Source organism: Corynebacterium sp. HMSC05D03 (assembly GCF_001807205.1).
Taxonomy (GTDB): domain Bacteria; phylum Actinomycetota; class Actinomycetes; order Mycobacteriales; family Mycobacteriaceae; genus Corynebacterium; species Corynebacterium aurimucosum.
Genome location: NZ_KV788168.1, coordinates 256,355 through 279,260, shown reverse-complemented (window position 1 = coordinate 279,260; position 22,906 = coordinate 256,355). Strand labels below are relative to the sequence as shown.

The window sequence follows — 22,906 nt, the reverse complement described above, 5'->3', positions numbered from 1 at the left end:
GGCACTATGAACCTCGCTAGGAATGTCCGTATCGACGTGGAGAATCCTTTCTTCACCACGGCCCGCTTTGTCGCCGCCCCCGCGGAAGTCACCGTGGGCGAGATGATGATCATCGTCCACGCCGCGCTCGGCCTTGAGCCCTCTCACCCGGGAATCCTCGTGGTTGAGGAAGGCACGCCAATCGACGTCCTCACCATCATTGACCAGGACTTTTTCGAAACATTCCGGGAAGTAGCGCACTACCACCCCTCGGACGGCGCATGGAATATCAGCATCAGCGTGGCGGACACCTCGCGCGTCGTCATGGGTCTGCCAGCCCTCATCGCCGGTGAAGGCCCCGATCTCATGAGTGAGCTGGGCAGTGCCGAGGCGATGTTCAAGGTGGTCCTCGATGTCCAAGCGACCATGGCCTACATGGCTGTTCCTACCGACAGCATGGAGCGCATTTTCGCGCTCTTCCCCAACTACACACTGGACCAAATCCATCAGCGCCTCACCACTTTTTACCCGCCCGCCGTGGCGCAGCGCCTGGCCACCATGGGCACGGAAGCCGCCAACCTGGAGGGTGGCACCAAGCCCGCGCTGCCTGGAGATCTCCCCCTCGATCCTTTCCGCTCCACTCCCTTCGAGGACATCCCGGTGCCCTCCTCGGAGATGCTGGAGGAATGGCGCGCGGAAATCCACGAGGCCTACCCGGAGCTGCGTCCCGACTATGAGCTGCCGGCGCTTGACGACGCCATCGCCGCCCACGTAGGCCAACGCGTGCGCGAATACCTCGAGGTCATCGAAGAATTTCCGCGCCTCACCGGGGCCGGCTACCTGAAGCAGGCGGCCGTGGCACGCCTGAAAGAGGGCCTCAACAGCCCCAATGATTTTGATGATGTTAAGCGCGAGGACTACCACCAGCCGCTGCTGAACCTGCGCGGATTCCTCACGGACCTGGATTGGCTCAAGACCACAACGACGCAGATCAAGCTCACCAAATATGGCCGCAAGGCCATGAACGATCCGCTCTGGGCAACGCAGGTCATCATGCACAACATCCCTTATGCCTACGCCGAACCGGAGGGCATTCCTCAGCTCTCCTTCGAACTAGTCCATTTGTTCCGCGGTGAATGGGAGTTCAACCCAGAATACGACTACACGCACGCCATCACCCGCGACCTGCTGTTCACGCTGGGTGTCATCGAGGATGACTCCACATTCCCCATCATCACCGATGGCTGCCAGGGCTTCCTCGGAGAAATCATCACCAAGGTGCGCGAGGAGCTGAACCAAGAGCTGGATTAGCCCTGCTTCAGCCCCCTCCAGGCCGCATGCCGCTGCCTACAACTACCGCGAACAACTCACAACAACCTCGAAACAACTACAAACAACCAGCAACAACCCTTTTGAACTGCCCTTTTCCAACCGATGGGAGCGCTAAACCAGACACAGTTGTTGGCAAAGTTGTTTCAGAGTTGTTTTTCACGACACTCAAGCCTCAGAAAAACAACTTCCTGGGAAATGGATATCGAAGAGAGGTGAACCAGGCAAGGGTTTTTGAAAATTCACGCTCGAGGGAATGCGCACGTCCATGTTTTGGACTCAAAGAAGGAGCGCCAACCGCATACAACCAGCAATTTTGAAAGAAGGAATGAGTATGAATTCCACCTGCAGAATTGGACGTACCGTCATTTGCGCCTTAAACCCTAAAAGTCGCGCCGCCCCGAAAAATACATATGGCTACTTAATAGAAGATAGCTTTTACTAATGGCATGGACCGTGACACGCGCAAGGCCGTGGTCATGGATTTAGCCGATGAGCTGGGGAATTTAGTCGCGGTCTCCCCCGCCCTGGAGGAACAGCTCGGCGTGGGCCTTCCCCGCTTAGTCCGCACCATCATCGGGTTGGACAAATCCGCGGCGCGTTCCGCGTTTGCGGACATGATGGACGGCGCACGCCTGAACTCGGTGCAGCTGGCCTTCATGAACCAGATCATCGGCGGGTTAGTCCACAACGGAATCGTCACTGTCGCGGAGCTCTTTGAGAGCACCTTACGACAACTATAGTTCCCCCCCTTCGACGCCTTTGACGGCAACGTGGATGAGGTGCCCCTAAGGCCGTTCCTGAGGCACCTCAGAGGCGGTGCCGGAGTAACCGCAGGAACGGCGCTTTCTTGGGGCGAGTTACTTCACAACGAGGTTGACCATGCGGCCCGGGACGTAAATCTCCTTGACCACGTTCTTGCCGGCGGTCAGCTCAGCGATGCGCTCATCTTCCTTGGCAATACCCACGACGGTGGCTTGGTCAGCGTCGGCAGGCACCATCACGCGTGCCTTGACCTTGCCGTTGATCTGCACCGGAACCTCGATCTCGTCGTCGACGAGGTACTTTTCTTCGAACTCCGGGAAGGCCTCATAGGTGATGGTCTCCTCATGGCCGAAGCGCTTCCACAGCTCCTCCGCGATGTGCGGGGCAACGGGGGAGACCAGCTGGACCAAAGGCTCCACCGCCGCGCGCGGCGCGCCCTTCGGATAGGCCTTGGTCAGGTAGTTCACGTACTCAATGAGCTTGGCCACCACGGTGTTCAGGCGCAGGTTCTCATAGTCATCGCGCACACCGGCGATGGTGCGGTTGAGGTGCTTCAAGTCATCCTCGGAAAGCTCTGCGTCCGTCGTGCACAGCTCGCCAGAGTTCTCGTCGACGGCTAGGCGCCACAGGCGCTGCAGGAAACGCTGCGCACCGACGACGTCCTTGGTGGCCCACGGGCGGGAGGTATCCAGCGGGCCCATCGACATCTCGTAGACACGCAGGGTATCGGCACCATAGTCGCGGCAAATATCATCCGGGGCCACGGAGTTCTTCAGGGACTTGCCCATCTTGCCGTACTCCTGGTTGACCTTTTCATCCCCGTAGTAGAACGCGCCATCGCGTTCTACTACCTCCGCGGCCGGGACGTAGACGCCGCGGGAATCGGTATACGCATAGGCCTGGATGTAGCCCTGGTTGTACAGGCGGCGGTAGGGCTCCTTGGAGCTCACGTAGCCCAGATCGAAGAGGACCTTGTGCCAGAAGCGGGCGTAGAGCAGGTGCAGCACGGCGTGTTCAACGCCACCGACGTAGAGGTCAACGCCACCCGGGTCGTTAGCGCCGTGCTCTTCTGGGCGCGGGCCCGTCCAGTAGCGCTCGTTTTCCAAGTCGCAGAAGATCTCGTCATTCGTCGGATCGATGTAGCGCAGCTGATACCAGGAAGAACCTGCCCACTGCGGCATGACGTTGGTATCGCGGTAGTAGGTCTGCGGGCCATCCCCAAGACCCAGGTCCAGCTCCACCTCGACCCACTCGCGAGCCTTGGCCAGCGGCGGCTGCGGGGAGGAATCAGCATCATCCGGGTCGAAGGAGACCGGCTTGTAGTCTTCTACCTCCGGCAGCTCGATGGGCAGCATCGACTCCGGCAGCGGGTAGGCCTGGCCGGCCTCGTCATAGACGATGGGGAAGGGCTCGCCCCAGTAGCGCTGGCGGGCAAACAGCCAATCACGCAGCTTGTACTGGATCTTCTCGTGGCCCACTCCTTGTTCCTCTAGCCACGGGATGATGGCGGCGATGGCCTCATCCTTGGGCATGCCGTTGATGTCCAGGGAATCGTTGGCGGAGTTTACGGCCTTGCCGGACTCCGTGTAGGCCTCCTTGGTGATGTCGCCGCCAGCGACTACCTCAGTAATCGGCAGGCCAAAGACGGTGGCGAACTCGTAGTCACGGGTATCGTGCGCTGGGACCGCCATGATGGCACCGGTGCCATAGCCGGTCAGAACGTAGTCCGCGATGAAGATCGGGACCTGCTTGCCGTTGACCGGGTTGGTGGCATAAGTACCCAGGAAGACACCGGTCTTTTCCTTGTTCTCCTGGCGCTCCAAGTCGGACTTCGCGGCAATGGAGGCGCGGTAGGCCTCTACGGCCTCCTTCGGATCATCGTGGCCGAAGGTCCAGCGCTCATCCACGTCATCGTCATAAGGGATGGGGGAGAGGAGGGCATCGACAAGCTCATGCTCCGGAGCCAGCACCACGTACTCCGCACCGAAGAGAGTATCTGGTCGGGTAGTGAAGACGTCGATGTTGTAGCCCTCGGCGTGGAAGCTGACCTCCGCACCACGGGAGCGGCCAATCCAGTTGCGCTGCATGGACTTGACCTTCTCTGGCCAGTCCAGAAGCTCCAGGTCATCGAGCAGACGGTCGGAGTAGGCAGTAATGCGCATCATCCACTGCGACAGGTTCTTGCGAAAGACCGGGAAGTTACCGCGCTCAGACTTGCCCTCCGCGGTGACCTCCTCATTGGCCAGCACGGTGCCCAGGCCCGGGCACCAGTTCACGGTGGAGTTGGACAGGTAGACCAGGCGGAACTCATCGAGTGCCTTGCGCTGCTCTTCCTTACTCAGATCTGCGTAGTAGCGGCCGTCCTTGGTAGTGCGCTTGCCCACCTCAAGCTCCTTGATGAGCTCAGAAATCGGGCGCGCCTTCTGCTGCTCCTCATCGAACCAGGAGTTATAAATCTGCAGGAAGATCCACTGCGTCCACTTATAAAACTCCGGGTCAGTCGAGGCCACCGAGCGGCGTGGATCATGACCTAGGCCGAGAAGACCCAGCTGGCGGCGCATATTCTTGATATTCGCCTCCGTCGTGGTGCGCGGGTGCGTACCCGTCTGGATGGCGTACTGTTCTGCCGGCAGACCAAAGGCGTCATAGCCCAGCGTGTGCAGGACGTTCTTACCCAGCATGCGTTGATAACGCGCGTAGGTATCCGTAGCGATATAGCCCAGTGGGTGGCCCACGTGAAGGCCCGCGCCGGAAGGGTAGGGGAACATGTCCTGAATGTTCATCTTCTCCGCGGGAAGTTCCTTACCCTCCTCCGCGAGCGGCCCAACTGGGTTCGGCGCATTAAAGGTGCCGTTATCCTTCCAGTACTGCTGCCAGGCACTTTCAATTTGCGCGGCGAGCTCCGGCGTGTAGCGGTGGGTGGTGTTATCGCTCGGGTTAGTCATGGTTAGACAGTGTAGTCACCGCACGGACATCTCCCCAGTTAGACCCAGCCGGACCGTATTCCTGTTCTGAGGCACGGTAGTAACTAGGTAGCCTGCGCCGTCGCTTCAATCCGTTCAAGGCGCTTGCGTAGATCGACAATGACGTCGGCCTTGTTGTGAAAAATGTCGATGACGGAACCCTCTTCATCGAAGGGAGGCTGGAAGATCTCCTCGTAGGCCACACCACCGTTGTGAACCAGCACATCTACCAGCATCTTGATAAAGCGTATTTGGGCAGCATTGAAAGACGTATTACTGAGCAGGTCTGCAAACTGCTCCCGGACTGCCGCCTCGTCAAGGCCCACCAAGCGGCGGATGAAGGCAGGAATGCTGTCCCCACCCATGCGCTCACGCAGCTTGTCGACGCTTTCCGTGGAGCCCCCACTTCCCCCGCCTGCCTGGGCTACCATCGCCTCCAGCGCTGCGACGTCCTCTGCGTTAAGCGTCCGTGCACTGCGCAATTTGATCATCGCCAGGTCGTTGGCATGCTCCTGCAGCAATTCGCGCAGGCGTTGCTCCAGTTGGGTGGGGTAGGAACCGGTGCCGGGCAGCCGCGCCGGCATCTCATCATCAATCGTGAGCTCACCCATCTCATCTTGGATGTCGAGGGTGACGGCGTTGCGCTTTCCCTTGGGCACAAACTGAATGAGCGAACGCATGCCGATGCGGATGGTCTCGAGGTCCTCGACCGTCACGTTATTCCACCACTCCGGATCGAGCGCGCGCTCGAGGAAGGACCGCCGTTCGGCCACCATGGGGATGGTGGAACTCACGGCCATGAGGTCATTCGCCATCCTCTCGACTCGTTCGCGCAGTGCCGCGAACTCCGGGCTGTGGTCGAGCAGCCCCACCTGGAGCTTCAAAATCACCAGGTCAAAGCGCTTAGCTGTCTCAGAGTCCTTCATCGTGTCCAGCGGCAAGTGCGCAATATGGCGGCGCAGCTGCTCAGCCTTCTCTTCACTTAGCTCATCCCACGCAGAGCGTTCGCGGTATCGCAACAAGGTTTCCTTGTCGCTGGGGCGGACCATGATGTGGCCTAGCGGTATAGACGCCGCCGAGCCGTGAAGGGAATCAGCAAGCTCGGCGCGCATCTCTGGGGCCGTAGCGTGCTTATCCAACTGAGCAAGCAACCCCACGCGGGCATCAAAGAGCTTTTCCGACAGCGACCGTGGTCGGCCCGTGGCCGATTCACGGGCTTCACCCTTAAAGAACTCGTCCACGTTGCCGCAGAAGTCGAAGATGAGGAAGTGCGTCTTGTCCATCCCCGGGCCGAAGAGGTCCGGGCGCAGTCGCGTCCCTCGGCCCACCATCTGCCAGAACTTGGTGGGGGAGTAGACAGGTTTGAAGAACACAAGATTGACCACCTCGGGCACGTCCACGCCGGTGTCAAGCATGTCCACCGAAATCGCGATGTTGACGTCCCCGTCCGGATCTGCGAAGTCGTCCAATGCCGACTGCGCATACTTCGTGTGCGTGGTAATCACGGAGGCTCCAGTGCGCGAATACTCCGGGAACGTAGCGTCAAAGACTTGCTTGATGAGCTCCGCGTGACGTTGAGTCCGGGCGAAGATGATGGTCTTGCCCAGTTGGTCGCCGCCCACGCGGATCCCGTTCTCCACCACGGTTTTCAGGACCTTGCGTATGGTGTCCTTGTTGAACAGGTAGCGGTTAATCTCCGCCGAAGAAACCTGACCAGGCGGATCCAAGCGCCCGCCGTCCTCATCGGTACCCCAGTCGGACGTGTCCCATGCCAGCTGTTCCTCCGGGGAAAGCTCGTCATAGGACATGCCCCGCCGCAGGAAAAGCGAGTCCTGCCGAGCCGTCTTGAAGGGAACAAGATTTCCGTCTGCCACGGCCTCATCAAGTCCGTACTCAAAGGACGGAGTCTTATCCTCCATCTCAAAGAGAGCATACGTGTCATGGTCAATCTCGCTCTTCGGCGTCGCCGTCAGCCCCACTACGTAGGCATCGAAGTACTCCAAGATCCGCTTGAAGCGGTTGTACACGGAGCGGTGAGCCTCGTCCACGATGATGAGGTCAAAGTCGAAAGGCCCGAACTTCGCCGGCGTGTCGCCGTCATCCCCAATCAGGTTCATCATGGTGTTGTAGGTGGTCACATACACATCACCCACCTGCTCAGGGTTTTTGATGAGATTCACGGGTGTGGACTCCGCATACATGCTCACAAAGGCCTTGTGCGCCTGGTTGACCAAGGCAGTGCGGTCAGCCAGGAACAGCACCTTGCCCACCCAGCCGGCCTGACGCAACAGCTTGGCAGTGGCCACGGCCACACGCGTCTTACCAGTTCCTGTTGCCATAACCAGCAATGCTTGGCGACGCCTCCGCGCCTCCAACGTCTCCGTCACCGCACGGATGGCCTCGAGTTGGTACGCACGGGCGCCGCCGCCAGCAATGTCCGTGTCTACCGGCGTCTCGCTCAACAGGGTGCGCATGGTGCGCCGCCCAATCATGCGGCGCAATTGCTGCGCGGTGGGGAAGCCCTCGACCTCGCGGGCGGGATAGCCCACACCGGATCCAGGAAGGTTAGCGGCATCATCGATCAGGTCAATGTGATAGCCGTTGGTGCACAACATGACCGGCCGCGTTCCGTATTCGCGCTCGATGCAGTCCGCGTACAGCTTCACCTGTTGGGAGCCCACACTCATGGACTCCATGGACTTCTTCGCCTCGATGACGGCCAGCGGTGTGCGGTCATCATCCCACAAGACATAATCTGCGTAACCAAGGCCGGAGGGATTGGGCATGCCGCGCAGCTCGAGCTCTCGAGTGACTGAATCATCACTAAACCCTGCTGCTTCGAGCATCGGGTCAATGAGCTGTCGGCGCGTCTCGGCCTCGCTGATTGCCAAAGGCGCAGCCGACGGTGCTGCCACCCCGGCGCGCTCTGCGGCGGCTGCTTGCTGCTCGGCTAACTGCTCCTGGAGGGCCTCAATCTTGGCGGCAAGCTCCTGTTCCACCTGCCGCGCTGCTTCACGCTCTGCTTCGGCTTCTTCCTGCGCATCAGCCAGATCCGCCTTCGCCCGAAGCTCTGCGCTCCGCCGCTTAAGCTCAAACTGGGCTGCCTCACGAAGACGCTTCTCCTCCGCTTCACGTGCGGCTTCCTTGGCCTCATCGAGCAGCAGCCGGTTCTTCTTTAGCTCCTCATCCTGCTGTGCCAGCTTCTTGAGGTACGCGGCGGTCTGCGCTTGGGAGCGCCCAGCAACGTGGATGCCTGAGGAATCAGCTGTGGCCTGGCCCAGCAGGTTAGTATCAAAAGCCGCCTGCGGACCCGGCGCGGCCTGAGGGTTGGCCGAGTGGTACCGCACCGCCCAGGCCATGAGGTCATAGAGGTGCGCCGCCGCCTTCCGCGCGCTCTGCGAGGACGTCGGCGCTTGCTTGCCTTCCATGTCGTCGGTGTGCGCGGCGTCGTTGCCGCTCTTGCGCAAGATGGTCATCTTGCGCAGCATGGTGTCGTTGCCTACACACTTGACGAACTCACGGTCCCTGGTCATGTCCGCCAGACTGAGGTAGCCGGTATCTCCCAGACCCCGGAACGCCCAAATGTGGTTCACTACCCGCTCCAACACCTTGCGCGCATAAAAGCAGGAAATCACCGGGTCCGCATCCACGAACCGCTCTACCTTCAGGCACTCCTCATACGCCGTGGGCCAGACGTAGCGCACAAAGCTGAAGTTGCTGCGTGCAGGCCCGCCTGGCACACCGTTGCGCCCGGCAGTCGGGGGAGTCGGGGGAGTAGAGGTCACCATAGAGTTCTCCAGGGACATGGTTTCACATCGGGTACGTCTTGATTCCAGTAATTCTAAGTCACGGCTCTAGGCCTAGCTACCACCATCACTGCGTTCCCTGGCCAAACGCTCCGACTCCCCCTTGTTCTTTCCTCACACGCCGCTAAGATCGGCACTATCCCGTTATTCAATTGCGAGCTGTTCCAAAGCTCACCAATAACCGGAGAGACTGTGACCAACACTGACCGGACTCAACCCATTGCTCGGATAGTTCCCGTTTCATCTCCAGATAGCCGCATGCAGCAACTAGTAGCTGCCGGAATCTTGAGCCACGCACCAAAGCCTTACTCCCCGCTGACCACTACGACTCCACAGCCGGACACCACAAACTATCTACCTTCTAAGACCGAAGTTGTTTCGCTTCTGGATAGGGAAGACCGCGTGCGATAGCTTGCCCGGCCCCTTTGGGATCAGTGTGCACGCAGCCAAAAGAGCCGAAATCCTAGCCACGCCGGGCTTTCTTTGCCGCTGCCTTGCGAGCGTCCTTGAGGGCCAAGGCAATATCCTCAGCATCTACATCATCAGCACCCGCACCATAGGCGCCCGCGCGCTGCGCCTCAGAGACGAGCTCTCGCAGCGCTTTACGACGTTCAGCCCGCTGCTCATCCCGGTACTGCAGCACGTCAACGAGCCGTACCCTCCTGTGCTTGCCGCCGGTGGTGCGCTCAAACTCTATCGATCCGTCTTCGAGCTTCTTCACCAGCGTTGGTCTACTAATGCCCAGAAAATCTGCTGCTTCCTGCGTCGTGAGCAACTGGTCTACGGGCGCAAGGGTAATGGCCTTTCCTTGCCTCATCGCCCGGACAACGTCTGCCAGCACGCTAAATGCTTCTTCGGGCAGCTTTACCGTCTGTCCGTCAGGCCCCACAAGCGCAGCAGGTCCCTCCAGTTGGTCCAGGAACCTGCTCACGTCGAGCATTGCTTCTAGGTCTTGCGGCGGGAGAGTCGTGTGAGGGCGATTCCGTACTTCATTCATGAAGCCATCATAGAGCAATTCGAAATATTCGAAAGGGCAAACACAGCGCCGAACTACTCAAAGTAATCCTCATCCACCTCGACTAGGGCCACGGTCCTCTTGACCTGCACACCCACGCCATAGCGGATCATCAATTCCGCCAACCTGTCCCCGTCGATTAAAACGACGCGTGACGACACCGCATCCGCATACTCCTGCGCCTTATCTGAAAACGTCGCTGTAGTCAGGAACACCCCTCGATCCGCCTGCGCACCCTGCAGCGCACCCACGAATCCCTGAATAGCCGGTCGGCCGATGCTCTTATCCAGCGCATATCGCTTAGCCTGCACGTAAATCCGCGACAAGCCCAGCGCATCCTGGTCAATAATCCCGTCGATTCCACCATCGTTGGATAACTGCGTGCGCGTAGCCTTGCCCTGCGTACCGCCATAACCCATGGCCATGAGCAAGTCCAATACTGCCTGTTCAAAGAACGCCGGCTCATTGTCGTGTAACCGAGTAAGCAGCTCACCAGCCACGAATTCGTTGTTACGAGACACACCGGTTTCCACTTGTTCAACCGGATCTAGTTCGCTCTCGGCCTCTGGAAGGACACTTTGCTTATTGACGCCCACCGCATCCCCAGCCTTACGCCCAGGATTCCGACCCCGCCACGTCAGTGCCGCTTCCGTGCCCGCAATCTCTCCTAATAGCTGCTTCTCCGTCATCCCTTCCGGGTAACGTGCCAACAGGTCACGGCCAAAGTCTGTAATTTGAAAACGCGCCCTCGCCGGTGAAGTAATGGCATTCGCCTTCTTAAGGAATGTCAACGCCCACCCAACACGGTTTTCAAAGCGCGACTGCCCCGACGCAATGGTCTCAAGCCTCTCTGCATCAGTAATGCCCGCATAGGACGCAGTTATTTCGATGAGCTCCCTACGCCGGAGCTCAGATCCATTTGCGTTAAGAGCCTCCAACACCGAGGTCATGTAGGCTTCCCATCTTTCGACAGCCATTAGAGCTCTCCTTGGAACGCGCGGGTTGATAGAGAATTACTCAATTCCAGAACCCTATTGAGCTTTTGTTCTTCTTGAGTTATTAACTCAGTTAGATCATGCAGCAATTCTGAAAACTCAGCTTGAACTTCAGAAGTTAGTATGGGCACTTGGATTGACCGAATCTTTGAAATCGAAGTCGTATTTAAACCTGAAGTTGTCGATACGATACTCAAGATTTGTTTACGCACGCGAGGCGAGTTCCAAAGCTGAACCAAAATTTCAGAATCTATCCCCTTATTAGGTCTCACTCGAAATAGATGATTCTGATAAACATGGCCTTCAAGGGAGTTCGTAAGCATGGCTCCGCGGCCTACTTCAAAACGATTGCCATGAGCTTCCACCACTAAAATATCCCCAGATAGCAAAGAGTATTTTTCCAGTTCACCCTCACGAACCGGAACATCTTTTACTTCACTTAGATCGATAGCATTACGAAACACATTTGCCACTCGGAGATACGGAGCAGACTCTGGATAGCTTTTTCGTGCGCCTCCTAACGAAATCCCTCCTTGTACGTCACATAGCTCATCCAGCCGCTTCACGGCGTTGGCTTCCTCTGCAATTCTTGAGCTTCTTGCATCTAGCAACTCACGTAGGCACGCCAATTTCGCCGCCTGAGAAGAACTAAGTTTCTTCGCCTCATCCAAAATCGCCGCGATGCGGCGCTGCTCGTCGAGGGGAGGGAGGGGAACCAATAGGTCATTTAGGTCCGTCCTCTTGATCCCTTTGATGGTTACTCCACGACTCCTCGATTGGAAGAAAGAACGAGCAGACTGTAGAAAGTGAAGCAAATATGCCGCGTCGCATTCTTCTGACAGATCAGTCAAATTTGTAACATCCTGGCTGAAACTAACCGGGGATTCAACCAACGCAGATTTACCCACACCGATTCGAGTAACTAAAAGGACAGAACCGGGTTGGGCGATACAGGCTGCTGAATTTCTTATCGCTGTTTCTGTGATGAACTTTTTTGCCTCTATGCGGTGGCTTTCAGAAATATCCGCGCTTGTCACCCAAGGTATTTCACCGTTGTAATATTCAGGATTTTTGGTAGAAGGCGTCCCACCTGATTGGAATTGCACCAACTTCGGCAGTGGCACCATCGGCCAGTCATGCTTTGCAGTGCTCGCCATGTTATTTCTCCTCGCTGAGCATGGCCTTGAGTTTGGCAAGGCCTTGGGTGATGTCGCGGTCGAGTTCTTCGATTTCGGCGATGATGTCTAGTGGGTCGCGGGTTTCTTGTGCTTCGAGGACGATCTCCTTGTAGCGGTTCATGGAGAGGTCATAGTCGGCTTGGGCGATCTCCTCCTTGGGCACGGTGAAGGAGTAGTCCGTGCGGGCGCGCTCACGCTCGTCGGTGGTGCGGGAGTGCCAGCGGGCAACCACGTCCGGAAGGTTGTTGAACTTCAGCTGCTCGTCGGTGAGAGTGACGGGAGTGGGGTCGTCGGCAAGCGCGGGATCGCTCAGGTCCTGGACGTGGGAGGTAGGGGAGGGGCCGAGCAGAGGACGCTCGAGAAGCGGAGTGCGTTTGTCATCCAGGGAGTAACCATCCGCGGTGACGTCATAGAACCAGACTTCATCGGTGCCGCCGGAGTCCGTGCGGGTAAAGCACAAGACTGCGGTGGACACGCCCGAGTAAGGCTTGAACACACCGGAGGGCAGTTTGATGACAGCATCCAAGCGCTGATCCTCAACCAAGGTTTTGCGAAGGGCTTTGTGCGCCTTCGTAGATCCGAAGAGGACACCTTCAGGGACAATCACCGCGGCGCGACCACCCGGCTTGAGTAGTTGCAGGAAGCGGTGGACAAAGAGGATCTCCGTCTTCTTGGCCGTCGTCACCGACTTGAGCTTGGGATCGATGGAGTCCTTGTCCAGGCTGCCCGCAAAAGGCGGGTTGGCCAGGACGAGGTCGAAATCCTCAAACGTCGTGGGTAGCTTCTGCAGGGAGTCGTGGTAAAAAATGTTGGGCTCTTCAAAGCCGTGCATGAACATGTTCATCGCGGCAATGCGCACCATGGTTTTATCAAAGTCGAAGCCCGTTAGGCCCTCATTGGTAAACGATGTACGCGTGTCCTTATTGAACAGGTCCTCACGGTGATGGTGGCCAATCCAATCATTGGCAGCCACCAGGAAGCCAGCCGTTCCGCAAGCTGGGTCGATAATCCGCTGCTTTGGCGTGGGCTCCATGAGAGCGACGATGAGCTCGATGATGTGGCTGGGCGTGCGGAACTGACCATTCGTGCCGGAGGTAGACAGCTTGTCCAGCATGTACTCGTACAAGTCGCCCTTCATGTCCTTGTTGGAAAAGCGCAGCTGGTCAATGAGCTCCATCACGCGCGAGAGCGTGGCCTCAGATTCAATCTCAAAGGAGGCGTTGGCCATGTGTTCCTGGAAGCCCGTCCCGCCCATCTCTTTGATGAAGGGGAAGACCTTGGTGATGATGGTGGCCTTGCGGCGGGCGATGTCACGGTCCTCAATGAGGTTGCGCCACCGCAGATCCTGTTGACTGGCGTCAAAGATGTCTTCCGTCGCGGTGGGATCTCCTAGCATTCGGCGCTTATCAATCTGGACCTGGCGCTCGTCGAGGTCCTTGATAAAGAGCAGGTAGGTGAACTGCTCGATGACGGAGACTGGGTTAGAAATGCCGCCGGACCAGAAGGTGTCCCAAATGCGGTCGACGTTGTTTTTGAGTGCGCCGGTAATCATGTAATTCAGCGTAACTGTCGTGGAGAGCCATGCTGGCCATTAGCTCGCGGTAGGGGTAGTACCTCCAGATCTGCCCACGCAGGTTTTAGTACTAAACCTTCTTGACCACGGCAGGCTTGAGCTTCATCGCTCCGAAACCATCAATCCGACAATCAATGTTGTGATCTTCCGGGCCGGTGCCGGCGTCGAAGTTCAGGCGGATGCCGCGCACCTTCGTGCCGGCCTTGAGCGGCTGCTGCGCGCCCTTGACCTTAAGGGTTTTGGTGATGGTGACCGTATCGCCGTCGGCAAGCGCATTGCCCACGGAGTCGACGATGGTCGGCTCGGTTCCTTCCGCGGCCGAGTCGCTGGCAGCAGCGTCGGTGGAGAACTCGTGCGCGCATTCGGGGCAGACAATCAGCGGCGGCATCTCGTAGGTGTACTCGGAGGAGCACTCGGGGCAAGGTGGCAGAGTTGTTCCTGCAGTATCAGTCATAAGGAACAGACTATCCCGCGTAGCGCAAAAAGATGATCCTTCTCTCATTCCATTGATGGATACCCCGGTGGGGTATAGGATTGGGTCAACACAATCGGACCCATTCGGAAGACTTATGAAACGCTTCATTTCTCTTGCTGCCGCCTGCGCCGCAGCCATCACCCTGTCCGCCTGCTCCACGGAGAGCCCCGTTCCGAGCGAAGCCTCTAAGAGCGCCGCTTCCAGCACCGACATCCAACAGGTGCCTGCCGAGGAGATCCTCGCCGAGTTCGATCTCGAAGGGTTGGATGGCCAGGAAATCGTGGACAAGCTGGACCGCCAGTCCAAGGACGAGCGCAATAGCGATCTCCTCGCATCCGTGCGCCCGAACGAGCTCATCCTCGCTACTGAACAGGGTCAGGCCTCCCTGCCGCTGCCGGAGGACAAGTTCTACCTCTCTATTGCGCCGTACCTCTCCCGTACGCACGACTGCTTCAACCACTCCCTGACCACCTGCACCGGTGAGCTCAGCAAGGAAGACATCCACGTCACCATCACGGATTCCGAAGGAAATGAGCTAGTCAACGAAGACACCACGACGTTCGACAACGGCTTCATTGGCTACTGGCTGCCGGCCGACAAGAAGGGCACCATCACCATCGAGCAGGACGGCAAGACCGGCGAGGTTCCCCTGGATACCTCTGACGAAGGCGGTACCTGCGTGACCACGCTGCAGATGGCATAATCTGCCCATTCACTCACCACGGTGAATCCCACCTCCTGGGGTTCACCGTTTGTCGTTTTATGGTGTCCACGCAGTGCTTGCCGACGTCAACAGTGTTCTGGGCAAGTCCCCATACGGCCACTCCCTGAAGAAATCTCCGAGCAGGCAATTGACCACAACAAGTCCGCTGGTGTCGTCAACTCTGTTCCTTTTAGCCACGCCACCCCGTCGGCGCCGGCTTCTTGGGCGCAGGCGTTGTGGCTGCCCTGCTCGGCGCCATCGCCGCATTCCTGCAGTCTGTCGGCGTGGTCAAGGCTGACTTCTCCGCTCTGCAGAAGATGTTCCGCTAAGCACTACAGCACTATGCACTAAAGGATGCGCTGAGCATTCAGCCCCCACGTAGGCCCTCCGCTTCGGAAGCGGAGGGCCTACTGCGCTTACCGGGAGGACTCCTCTAGGCAGTCATACAGGAAGTCCATCAAGGTCGTAGCGTCATCGGATCGGAACAGTTCATCGAGGGCAAGGTTGAATTCCAGCCTTCTCGCATTAGGGATATTAAGTGCTGCGTAGCCATTGCTCATCAAGAGGCCTGACGCCACAAGCCGTGCGGTTCGCTTGTTTCCATCGAAGTAAAACTGGCTACGCGTGGCTGAGCAGAAATAGGCCAACGCTTGCTCGACTGGGTTGTCAAGCCCCTGGAGGGAAACCAGCAAATCGGCATGGGCTTCACCCAATTCATCAGCAGGGTCGAAAGGGATGAACCCGCCATCCATGAGCCGCACTCCACCGCCGTCCCCCTCTGCGTCGCCTTCACCACGGAAAAGTCCGGCATCGAGAGCCTCGTTCCTTGCTAGGACAGCATGGAGCGCGTTACTGGTGGCTTTATCCACCGCACATTCCTCTTTGAGGACCAGCTCATGGAGCAGGTTGAACGCATCCGACAAGTCCAAGATCTGTTGCTGTTCAGCAAGTGCCTTTCCACCCACAGTGACGCCATCGAGCAACGTGCGGACTTCTGGGAGGGTGAACGTGTTTCCTTCCAGCGCGGCAGCGTTCCACACCAAGTCAGGAAGTTGCTTGGTTAATCGAAATAACGCACGGTCAGTCCCTAACTCCGAAACGTGCGGCCGCTCATGGTGCTCCCAGCTCACTCGGCTCGTTGCTCTTCTCATCACCTATGCCCCTCCGATGTAGTTTTCTGCGCACACATCAATGGCAAGCTGATGCGGTGATACGTAGTGTATTCCGGCTTCATTAGTTGCGCCGGCGAGCTCTTCACCAGCGACAGGCACGAGGGTGATCCCTCCGGATACGGGTTCAGCACTCGCGCGAATCCGAGTGGGCAACGAGGGCACGATGTCTGCTGGATTTGTGCACCAAATCAATGTTGATCGAGGTTCTCCTTCACCAGCGATATGCCCCGAGACTTGTTGAGCTGCAAAGGCACCCGACATCGCCCATGGTTGCCCGCTCGCATCAACCGCTGAGGCAAGCGTTATGGGATTCGCTGGTAAAAAATGGAGAGCGTCCTTGCGGCCGTAGGGGTTAGACGCCCACGCGGCCCGTTCAATGAGAGCCTGGCAGCTACCGCCGCCGGCCGGGGTGTCACCCCACTGCACGAAGCGGTCAATCCAGGCTTTAACGTCTGGTTCTTCGCTGCTGAGCTCCCCCAGGAGAACTCGGGCGGCTGTCGCGGCGGCGGCATCGCTCATGTGGTGTACCTGTACGGAAACCTCGTATCCGAGCACGCGCATTACCTTCTCCAACCCGGCCAAGCTTGGTTGAGCTGCCCCACGCAACCACAGATTGAGCGTATTTCGTGACACTCCCGAGCGCCGCGAGATTTCGCTAAGGCTCAGCGGGCTTTTCTTGAGGAGTTGTAATGGGTCCATAGCCCCACTATAGCCAGCTGTCCTATACTTAGGACAGCTGTCCTACTGTTAGGACAATCAAGCCCTCTACCAGCGACATGGCAACAGGACCCCGCCGTGTCCTATGATGAAGCAAATGAGCGCGGAGATTTATTCACTTCCCACAACGCCGTTGGTCACTACCGACATCGCCGAGCAGGGTCCCCGGATTTCACTGCGCCGGGGGAGCAACATCCTCATGCTGGAGCTGCCGGCTACCTACCCTGAAGCGGACCTGACGGACCCACGATGGGTAGTCAAGTCCCATTTCATCGATCGCCCCCACTCGGTGCGTGAATTCGCCACCGAAGAGCCGCTGGAAGTCGGCATCCCCGGCCCCTTTACCCGCATCGAGGTAACCCTGCGCGATGGCGATGAGGACCTCATCGAGACCGTCACCTTCACCTTCACCGGCATCACCGATGAAGCACCCTTCATCGTCTATGACCGCACCACCCTCATCGCGCCGCAGGGCACGCTCGAGAATGCTGAGCCACTCGGCATCTGGGCCGGCTGGGAAGTGGGACCGCTACCGGATCAGGTGAGGGTACCGCAGAGGGAACCGGTGGACGTCGCCAAGCACGGCGATTTCGAGTGGGACTTCGACGTCGCCACCCTGCCCAACGCCCGGGGCCTCGATAACGAGCCCGTGTTCACCAAGTCGCCGCGCGTGCACCTCATTGCGGAAGGGGAGTGGCGCATCGATCTCACCTACGCGCCCCTCGGGGGCGAGCAGGAGGAGATTTCGGAGCAGACCTTCGACGCAGGCATCGCCGAGCCTTTCCCGGGTGACCTCTACGAAGACCCGTGGGTGGGCCGCTACAAGGTGTCGCTGTGGCACGACGAGCAGCTTGTCGACGTCCGCTTCATCTCCCTCGCCGAGGGCCTCCACATGCGCGCCATCAACGACGGCCCGCGCGGCATGGATTTCCGCATCATCGACGCCCTCGGTGCGCACTCAGCCTTCAGCTACACGCTGGCCTCCCCGCCAAAGAAGCCCATCGCACTGGAAAAAGGCCTGCGCACCTTCGAGGACACCGAGGTCTCGCGCCGCGAGGTCGTGGCCAGTGAGGCCGGCTATGAGCTGGAATTCGATGTCTGGCCCGAGGCTTTGTTCAGCCGCGTCAAGCGCATCGGCCTAGAGCCCACCGAGCACTCCGATAAGCCAGTGATTTTCGCCGGTCAGCTCGATCAGGACGACATGTTTACCATCCACTCGCCACGCCCGCTGCCGCTGGCGAAGTTCGTCACCATCGACGGCCGCCAGAAAATCAAGGAGCTGGCGCGCACCTCGAAGACCACGCAGGCGGTCACCAGCCTCGCCGTCCCCAACGCCGCGCTGGCCAACGCCGCGCGCAAACAGCCAACGGCAGAGCTCTTCCTCATGTGGTCCACACTGTCCTACGAAGATTACCTGGACTCCCTCCCGGCGGGGGAGCGCGAGGCTCACCAGGCCCGCAGCTTGGAGCGGCGCATCGTCGAGTACGAAGCTTCCGCATCCACCAGCCTGATCTATGCGGCGCTGGCCACCGTCCGAAAGTCCCCATTCGTCAGCCGCGGCCTGCTTAATGGCGATGAAATCATCATTGAACAGAACGCAGAACCGCAGGCAGATTTAGTGGGCTGGGTCTGGCCATTGGCCGAGCCCACGGTGGCGCCTACCCAACTCACACCCACCGAAGAGGGGTTTGAGCTGCCCGCCGACCTTGCTGAGCAGGGCTCGCTGCTTGTCGATGTCCGCGAGCTCCGCGCCTCCTCCAACCTCGCCGCCCCTGCACGCCCCTCCAGCGCCTCCATTGTGATCACGCCAGAAGGCTCACCGGCGGCACTCGCATCAAAGGACTGGACCCCGGAACAGCTGTGGGGCACCTTCCGCGCGCTCCACGTGCTCTCGCAGCGCAGCCCGAACCCAAAGCTGCAAGCGATGTTCGACAGCACGATTGACCGCCTACGCGCCCAACCGGAGGCCGCGGTCCACGCTCTAGCGCGCACCGGCGTCAGCGTGAACCAACAAGCCCGCTCGCTCGCGCGCACGCGCTTGTTCCACTCGCCGCTGGAGCCCACCGCCGAGTCCAGCGCCGATAGCTACCTGGATCTTCTCCTCGATCCTTCAGCCAGCGAGAACCCAGAGCTCACCGCCGTGCGCGAGTCCGGCGCAGATGGCCTGACCCGCCCGATGCTGCTCAATGCCGCGACCATTCACAGCCCCACACCGCCCGTCGATGATCTGATGGGGGAGGCCGGCCGCGTCGCCGCGCTGCGCGAGTGCTTTGCCAACAACGGCGCACTCGATGCGCTGGGCACCATCGAGCACCTGCGCAAGGACGCCACGGCACTGGCCTCGCTGGTGCAAAACGCGGGCGTTGACATGTCCGTCAACCACACCCTCATCGCGTTGGGCGCCTTTGCCAGCGGAAACACCGCCGACGAGCTCAATGCAGCGGCCTGGATGCCCTATATTTCCTATGCCTTCGCCCTAGCCTCCCGCGCTGCGGCGAATGACATCATCATGGAAAGCCCCCTGCTCAAGGAGGACATGCCCATGCTTGCCGACGTCCTCCCCCTCGCCCCCCGCCTCTTCTTCTACGACCTCGTGACTGCGGAGGCGCTCTTCCACGATCGCGACCTGTAAGCCCGTGAGGTGTGCCACAATAGGTGAGCATGAAGGTTATCTCCACGAACGTCGCTGTCCGCCGCCCCGAGCCGCACGGGCGGCACGAGTACACGGGCATCGATAAGCAGCCACGCCCCCTCCTGGATCTGGAAATACCCGGGCCCAACTACGGTGACGGCTCTGGCGTGGTGGGGGATTCCATCGGTGACCACGCCCACCACGGCGGCGCTGAGAAGGCCGTGTATGCGGTGGCCCGTGAGGAGCTCGATTACTGGGAGGGCACGCTCAACCGCGTGCTGCGTGATGGCTACTTCGGGGAGAACCTCACCACAGAAGGGATTTCCTGGCCGAATATGCTGATCAACCAGCGAATTCAGGTGGGGGAGTGCGTGCTCGAAGTGTCTATCCCGCGCACGCCCTGCGCCACTTTCTCCGGCTGGATGGACGAGCCGGGCTGGCTCAAATCCTTCACGGAGCGCGGCGATTGTGGCTCCTACCTGCGCATCATCGAGCCTGGCCGCATCAAACCTGGCGATGAGATTACACTTATCGGCCGCCCCGACCACGACATCACCATGGGCATGGCCTTCGCGGCCAAGATGGGGGACAAGGAGCTAGCCCGGCGCGTCGTGGACGCCGGCTGCCTCGCTCCAGTCCACCACGAGCAGCTGGTTAAGCGCCTGCAGCCCCGCGACTAACTGCATTCCTTCTCCTCCACCTCCAACACTGCGCGGTGCAGCTATAGCCGCCATAGCTAACATTGAGCGCTTCAATGACAAAATTCTCATTGAGGTTGTCATTGATGTACTCATTGCGCAGTTGACTTGGGCGACGGGCTTCGGCGTTTCCAGCCTCCACTGCATTTCCCCAGACCTGAAACCCGAAACCTGCAGGTCGGCGTCGCCAAGCGCTTGGCGACGCCCCACCACCCACCAGGAGGTTTCGGGATCGAGGTCTGGGGGTTTGACGAATGGATAGCCTCTACATGCCCCACTACGTTACCGAGAGCTGGATCCCCGAATCAGGCTCCGGCATTCCCCGGCGTGATAAGGCTGAAGGTCCTTTTCAGGCCTATGTCCCTGACCATCTTGTAAGTACGGCATGGACTTTCCCCAGAGCTCACCAGCCGAGCAGCGCGTATCGAGCGAGAGATCTTGAGGCTCAACCGTCATGCTGCTTCCGGCCAGTTGGAGTCTGTGGCCGCTTACTCATGCGTTCTGAGGCGATCTCCTCCTCACGCATTGAAGGTATTGCGCCCAACGTCGATAAGGTTGTCCTCGCGGAACTCGCCCAAGAGGAGGAAGTCCGTGGTTTTAAGGAAGGCGCGGAAGAGGTTGCCCGCAACCTCACCGTTCTGCATTCCATTGAGAAAAGCTTTGCCACCGAACCGACAATCTCTGTCGAGCTTCTCGAAAAGCTTCGAAGAGAGTGGATGGGGGAGAAGGGCTCTATTTCCACTGGACTTCGCACTATTCAAAACTGGACCGGTGGAAGTAACCACACACCCATTGGGGCCGAGTTCATCCCAGCGCCCCCACGCCTAGTCCGTGACCTCGTTGAAGACCTGTGCCTTTACCTAGATGGCGCTTAGCACGGTGCTCTCATCCAAGCCGCGATTGCTCACGCTCAATTCGAAACGATTCACCCATTTTCAGATGGCAACGGCCGTGTGGGCCGTGCTCTCATTCATGGGATTCTTCTGCGTCGCGGACTTACTGAATACACCATTCTGCCGGTAAGCCTCGTCCTCGGTACGCGGTCCAAATCGAAAGCTACCTGCCTTTTCGCACCATTGAGCGTTGTAAAATCCTCACCATGGAGCGCACGTATAAGTGGGAGCATGTCGAGACTCCCCTCATCCGGAACGAGGCCGCAGTTCATTTTTTAGGAGCCGGTTTGACCGCTTCCGGAGTGCAATACGGCGATGGATACGAGGCCACGTGGGAGCTGCACGCCGCGGAGAACTGGGTGACCGAACGTGTGTCGGTGAACGTTGAAGGCGACGGATGGGGGCGAAGCCTCGAGCTGTTTAGGTCCGAACAAGGCGTGTGGTCGGCGGAAACCAATGAAGAGGGCGCCCAGCCTGAAGATCTGCCCTCCCCCGGTATCGTCCAGTCAGCCGACCTGAAAGCCGCACTCGATTGCGATCTCGGCCTGTGCCCTCTCACCAACACAATGCCTATTCGTCGCTTGACGCTGCTTGAGACTCAGGTTCCGAAAACGCAGCTGATCATGGCTTGGATTGATATGCCGTCCCTCCAGGTGATCGCATCAGACCAGTACTACAGCTCCGTCGATGCTGAAACTGTCCGATACAAAAGCGGAACACGGGGAGTCGACGTCGAGTTGGAGGTCGACGGTGACGGAGTGGTCGTACACTACCCTGATCTCGCACGGCGGGTCTGATCCGGAAACAACTCTAACTAAGCTGGGCGGTATGAACGACCTGACCATCGCGCCTGGCCCAGGGATCCCCGGGGGTCTGGTCATCGTCGCCGCCGACCTGACGGAGCGGTTCGCGAAGTCGTCGGGACCAGGCGGCCAAGGCGTCAATACTACGGACAGCAAAGTGCAGCTTTCCGTCGATATCGCTACGTGCTCATCGCTTTCCGACGCCCACCGCCGCCGCGCCCTCCACAACCTCGAACACCGCCTAGACGGCACAGTGCTCACCGTGAGCGCGTCGACGCAGCGCTCGCAGGTACGCAACCGCGCCGAGGCACGCGAACGCATGGCCGCCCTCTTGCGCGAGGCGCTCGCTCCGCCTCCTCCCCCGCGGCGCAGGACCAAGCCGACGCGGAGCTCGGTGCGACGCCGTCTCGAAGCGAAAAAGCGGCGCTCGGAACTCAAGTCCACGCGACGGCGGCCCCAAATTCCCTAGTTCGAACCATCCGCGTGCATATCCTCACGCTGACGGACCTGGTTCGGGTAACCGCTACGCTGAGACAGCTTGGACCGGTTGAATCCGCTCGATTCCCGAGAGGATCTTGTCTTCCGCCACGTCCAAGTCATATTGAGCCTGTAACCCGAGCCAGAACTGGGGGCTCATCTCGAAAAACTTCGCTGGACGAAGGGCCGTGTCAGCGGTTACAGCGCGCTTACCGTGAACAATTTCGTTGATCCGGCGGGGCGGAACGCCAATGGAGACGGCGAGCTTGCGCTGGGTGATCCCCATTTCCTTGAGAAAGTCCTCCATGAGGATCTCACCGGGGTGAACCGGAGGGAGCTTGTCAGTGGTAGTCAACGATTTCAACCTCCTCTGGCCCCGCGGCGGACCACCGAAAACAGATCCGCCACTGGTCGTTGATTCAAATGCTGAACTGACCCCGCTGATCACCTTTCAACGCCTCGAGCCGGTTTCCCCGGGGGAATCCGCTCTCGATTCCACAGACGCTCAGTGTCCTTGTCAGCGAACGACTGGATCATGCTTCACCCTATCCCCCATAACGCGAAGATTCTGGAGAACCTCGCCGCCCACGTCGCTCCCGCGTTGGGTGGCAGCCGAACCACAAAGGATCAGTCATCTGCTATCCCATCGACTAATTCCTGCAGGTCGCAGGACCTTCGCGTAACCGTCAGTTCAGTGCATTTTGAATAGTTCAGCACACGTTGTATTATTCAG

At 59.1% G+C, this 22,906-nt stretch carries 17 protein-coding genes and 2 pseudogenes; 8 read left to right on the top strand and 11 right to left on the bottom strand.

Annotation, left to right across the window (positions count from 1 at the left end):
• Positions 1-6 precede the first annotated feature (6 nt).
• Complete coding sequence (locus HMPREF3147_RS03695) at positions 7-1,290, top strand: hypothetical protein (protein ID WP_070444641.1); 1,284 nt, start codon at positions 7-9, stop codon at positions 1,288-1,290.
• A 467-nt stretch (positions 1,291-1,757) separates the two neighbouring features.
• Positions 1,758-2,051, top strand: a complete 294-nt coding sequence (locus tag HMPREF3147_RS03690; RefSeq protein WP_246815717.1) for a type I restriction-modification enzyme R subunit C-terminal domain-containing protein — start codon at positions 1,758-1,760, stop codon at positions 2,049-2,051.
• Between the two features lie 117 nt (positions 2,052-2,168).
• Here HMPREF3147_RS03690 and leuS read toward each other — a convergent pair whose 3' ends face one another.
• From leuS to HMPREF3147_RS03660, 7 genes are all read right to left on the bottom strand, one after another.
• Positions 2,169-5,018, bottom strand: a complete 2,850-nt coding sequence (gene leuS / locus HMPREF3147_RS03685) for a leucine--tRNA ligase (RefSeq protein ID WP_070444639.1) — start codon at positions 5,016-5,018, stop codon at positions 2,169-2,171.
• A gap of 83 nt (positions 5,019-5,101) precedes the next feature.
• Positions 5,102-8,842 carry a type I restriction endonuclease subunit R gene (locus HMPREF3147_RS03680; protein ID WP_246815716.1) on the bottom strand — a complete coding sequence of 1,247 codons (3,741 nt, stop codon included), beginning with the start codon at positions 8,840-8,842 and terminating at the stop codon, positions 5,102-5,104.
• 463 nt (positions 8,843-9,305) lie between these two features.
• Positions 9,306-9,782, bottom strand: coding sequence for an excisionase family DNA-binding protein (locus tag HMPREF3147_RS03675; RefSeq protein ID WP_246815720.1), 477 nt, complete (start codon positions 9,780-9,782; stop codon positions 9,306-9,308).
• Positions 9,783-9,892: 110 nt separating this feature from the next.
• On the bottom strand, positions 9,893-10,834 hold the full coding sequence (locus HMPREF3147_RS03670; protein WP_070444635.1) for a restriction endonuclease: 942 nt from the start codon (positions 10,832-10,834) through the stop codon (positions 9,893-9,895).
• A complete protein-coding gene (locus HMPREF3147_RS12525) occupies positions 10,834-12,009 on the bottom strand; it encodes a restriction endonuclease subunit S (RefSeq protein WP_083276424.1) in 1,176 nt (391 codons plus the stop codon). Before HMPREF3147_RS12525 ends, HMPREF3147_RS03670 begins: the two co-directional genes overlap by 1 nt.
• Position 12,010: 1 nt before the next feature.
• Positions 12,011-13,582 carry a type I restriction-modification system subunit M gene (locus HMPREF3147_RS03665; RefSeq protein WP_070444633.1) on the bottom strand — a complete coding sequence of 524 codons (1,572 nt, stop codon included), beginning with the start codon at positions 13,580-13,582 and terminating at the stop codon, positions 12,011-12,013.
• A 91-nt stretch (positions 13,583-13,673) separates the two neighbouring features.
• Complete coding sequence (locus tag HMPREF3147_RS03660; RefSeq protein WP_070444631.1) at positions 13,674-14,057, bottom strand: zinc ribbon domain-containing protein YjdM; 384 nt, start codon at positions 14,055-14,057, stop codon at positions 13,674-13,676.
• Positions 14,058-14,172: 115 nt separating this feature from the next.
• On the opposite strand from HMPREF3147_RS03660, the gene HMPREF3147_RS03655 reads away from it, so the two are divergent.
• Positions 14,173-14,781 carry a CueP family metal-binding protein gene (locus HMPREF3147_RS03655; protein WP_070444629.1) on the top strand — a complete coding sequence of 203 codons (609 nt, stop codon included), beginning with the start codon at positions 14,173-14,175 and terminating at the stop codon, positions 14,779-14,781.
• A gap of 416 nt (positions 14,782-15,197) precedes the next feature.
• Here HMPREF3147_RS03655 and HMPREF3147_RS03650 read toward each other — a convergent pair whose 3' ends face one another.
• Both HMPREF3147_RS03650 and HMPREF3147_RS03645 read right to left on the bottom strand, forming a co-directional pair.
• Entirely contained in the window at positions 15,198-15,821 is a 624-nt protein-coding gene (locus HMPREF3147_RS03650) for a Fic family protein (RefSeq protein ID WP_083276431.1), read from the bottom strand.
• A 114-nt stretch (positions 15,822-15,935) separates the two neighbouring features.
• A complete protein-coding gene (locus HMPREF3147_RS03645) occupies positions 15,936-16,652 on the bottom strand; it encodes a helix-turn-helix domain-containing protein (RefSeq protein WP_141740708.1) in 717 nt (238 codons plus the stop codon).
• Positions 16,653-16,767: 115 nt separating this feature from the next.
• Here HMPREF3147_RS03645 and HMPREF3147_RS03640 point away from each other — a divergent pair, with 115 nt between their 5' ends.
• The 5 genes and pseudogenes from HMPREF3147_RS03640 (at position 16,768) to arfB (ending at position 22,165) form a co-directional block, all read left to right on the top strand.
• Complete coding sequence (locus HMPREF3147_RS03640; RefSeq protein WP_070444753.1) at positions 16,768-19,302, top strand: hypothetical protein; 2,535 nt, start codon at positions 16,768-16,770, stop codon at positions 19,300-19,302.
• A 29-nt stretch (positions 19,303-19,331) separates the two neighbouring features.
• Complete coding sequence (locus HMPREF3147_RS03635) at positions 19,332-19,982, top strand: MOSC domain-containing protein (protein WP_070444626.1); 651 nt, start codon at positions 19,332-19,334, stop codon at positions 19,980-19,982.
• Between the two features lie 287 nt (positions 19,983-20,269).
• Positions 20,270-21,049: pseudogene (locus HMPREF3147_RS13125) on the top strand (Fic family protein); the annotation flags it as partial.
• A 50-nt stretch (positions 21,050-21,099) separates the two neighbouring features.
• The gene (locus HMPREF3147_RS03625) at positions 21,100-21,690 is read left to right on the top strand and encodes a putative glycolipid-binding domain-containing protein (protein ID WP_210384563.1); all 591 of its coding nucleotides are present in this window, start codon (positions 21,100-21,102) and stop codon (positions 21,688-21,690) included.
• Positions 21,691-21,721: 31 nt separating this feature from the next.
• A complete protein-coding gene (arfB, locus tag HMPREF3147_RS03620; RefSeq protein WP_070444622.1) occupies positions 21,722-22,165 on the top strand; it encodes an alternative ribosome rescue aminoacyl-tRNA hydrolase ArfB in 444 nt (147 codons plus the stop codon).
• Between the two features lie 54 nt (positions 22,166-22,219).
• On the opposite strand, the gene HMPREF3147_RS03615 is transcribed toward arfB, so the two are convergent.
• Entirely contained in the window at positions 22,220-22,480 is a 261-nt protein-coding gene (locus HMPREF3147_RS03615; protein WP_070444751.1) for a HigA family addiction module antitoxin, read from the bottom strand.
• Between the two features lie 34 nt (positions 22,481-22,514).
• A pseudogene (locus tag HMPREF3147_RS12970) lies at positions 22,515-22,710 on the bottom strand (type II toxin-antitoxin system RelE/ParE family toxin).
• Between the last annotated feature and the right edge of the window lie 196 nt (positions 22,711-22,906).